The sequence below is a fragment of the Glutamicibacter sp. AOP38-B1-38 genome (assembly GCF_052377485.1).
GTDB lineage: Bacteria > Actinomycetota > Actinomycetes > Actinomycetales > Micrococcaceae > Glutamicibacter.
Map to the genome: position 1 here is coordinate 1 of NZ_JBQSWU010000069.1, position 2499 is coordinate 2499.

The following is a 2499-nucleotide window of genomic DNA, read 5'->3' on the forward strand; positions in this document are numbered from 1 at the left end:
CAGTGCCCAGGGCTCTGGACATCGGCTCCCCATGAACGGTTAGAGCTCCCCGGTACGCCGGGGAAGAATCCACCTCCGGCACTATTAATCCAGTCATTCTTGAGATATAATTAACTAGACGAATGATGCGGGTTCAGGTGAGGTGGGAAGATGGTTCTGATGACAACTCAACCACTACTTGCCTTCGCGCCCACTGGCAGCGGAACCACCATTGGCGCCGCTGTGGAACTCGTGGAAAACGAGGACGGTGGACAGGTATTCATCCATGGACTTCTCACTCATGTTTGGGCTGGCGGTGATGAAGAATCCCGCCGCTATGCCGCGGTGAACCTGTTATCCCTGCGTGCCGCGCCCGCACCGGTGATCGCCACCGGGTTCGGCATCTCCACCGCAACTCTGTGGCGCTGGAAAAGCGCGTCAGACACCGCTGGAATCACCGGGCTGGTCAGTGAGAAACGTGGTCCGCAAGGAAACTCGAAACTTGATGGTGAACTGATCACCCAGATCCACCAGCTCAAAGCCTCCGGCCTCTCAAACCGCGCAGCAGCCAGCGAAGCCGGGGTCTCCGAGTTCAGCGTGCGCCGCGCCATGACCTTGAACCCCGCAACAGGCCAAGCAACGCAGCCCAGCTCCAAAGGGCAGGTAGGCACTGGCCAGCAGTTAGACACCCCCGCGCCATCCGTGCCATCCGTGCCATCCGTGCCAGAACAGCTTGCCCTGCCGATCCTGGTTGATCCTGAACCACGCACCACCGAACGCGTAGCCGCATCCACCGGGAACTTGGACGAAGCATCCCCGGTGTTCACTGCCAGCTCCCGCATCCCTTATGCCGGGCTGCTCCTGGCCTTGCCCGCGGTGGAAGCTACCGGACTGGCCGACTGCGTCCACCAGAGTTATGGTTCGCTCAAGCCTGGGTTCTACGGGCTGAACACGATGATCTTGGAAACCGTGCTGCGTACCCTGGCCGGTGAACCGCGTGCTGAAGGCGCCACCCGGTTGGACCCGGCAGGGTTCGGCCGGATCCTGGGCATGGACCGGGCCCCGGAAGTGAAGACCGTGCGCCGCAAGCACCAGGAACTGGCCGCCCGGGGTAAAGCCGCCGACTTGCTCACTGCCTTGGGCCGCCACCATCTGGCCAGCACACAACCCACCACCGAGGACAAGCTGGGGCTGCTGCTTTACGTGGACGGCCACGTACGTTCCTACCAGGGGAAGAAAAAGACCGGGAAGCAGTATTCCACGAGGCTGAAGTTCCCGGTCCCGGCGTCGATGGAATCCTGGGTTGCTGACGCGAATGGTTCACCGGTGTTCATGGTCATGGCTAAACCTTCCACTTCCTTGGTTGGCGAGCTGCGCCGGCTGACCCCGAAACTGCGGGACATGATTGGTGATGAGCGGCGCGTGCTGATCGGCTTTGACCGGGAAGGCTGGTCCCCGCAGCTATTCCATGACCTCTCCCGGGCTGGTTTTGATCCGCTCACCTGGCGCAAGGGCGCCACCGAAGACGTTAGCCCGGACCTGTTCGGCAAGGTTGAGTATGCGGATCAGTTCGGTACCAAGCATGAGTACGGGAAGGTTGCCGACACCACCGTCACGCTGGCCTACGGGCCTGCTGGTCAGGAAATCTGTTTCCGGATGAGGCAGATCAGCCGGATCGTGGCCGCTGGTAAGCAGGTCCGTGAAGCCACTGGCCAAGAGCATCGCCAGATCCATATCCTCACCACCAACACGGACCTGCCAGCAGCCGAGATCGTGTTTCGTATGAGTGCACGGTGGCGGCATGAAAACTATTTCCGGTATGCGCGCCAGCATTTCGCGTTGGATGCCCATGACAGTTACCAAGCGTTCACTGATGATAGTGAACGTCGGGTGCCGAATCCTTTGAAGGACAAGGCGAAGCAGAAACGCGACGCGCTGGCCGCGAAAGTGCGGGCGTTGGCCGCTGCCGCGGACGTTCAGGAGCTTGCCCTGTGTTCCCCGGAACCAGGGGAGGCGGTGACGATCACTAATAAGATGCTCAACGAATTGAACGCTCCGGTATTGGCAGCTGAGAAGCAGCTGGCGCAGGCGTCTAAGGAGTATCAGGCGATGTCAGCGAAACTCCCTTTGGGTGAAGTGAACCCTGGGCAGCAGGTCCTGGAATCTGAGTTGAAGCAGGTGTTGCACGCGTTTCGGATGGCCGCGTATAACGTCACGATGATGCTGGTCACCCAGGTGAGTACGCAGACCGGTTATAAGGCAGCGTCGAGCCAGGCTCATGTGTTTGTGCGGCAGGCGTTGAAGCTGAGCGGGGATTTGGATCCGGGCCAGGACGGGGTGCTGGAGGTTGTGTTGGATTCTTTGCCGACGCGTCGTGCCACGGTGGCGTTGGGCGAATTGTGTGAGTTGCTCAGCGGCACGCGGACTGTGTATCCGGGGACGGAGCGGGTGTTGCGGTATCGGGTGAAGGGCTTAGCGGCGTCTCATTAATTTTCTACCGATGTCCAAAGCCCTGGTGCC

1 protein-coding gene is annotated in these 2499 nt (G+C 60.5%); it reads left to right on the plus strand.

Going from position 1 to position 2499, the window contains the following annotated elements:
• Nucleotides 1-159: 159 nt before the first annotated feature.
• Nucleotides 160-2469: a putative transposase gene (locus ACT3TP_RS18570; protein ID WP_444621273.1), complete on the plus strand. Its 2310-nt coding sequence runs from the start codon at nucleotides 160-162 to the stop codon at nucleotides 2467-2469.
• Nucleotides 2470-2499: the final 30 nt, after the last annotated feature.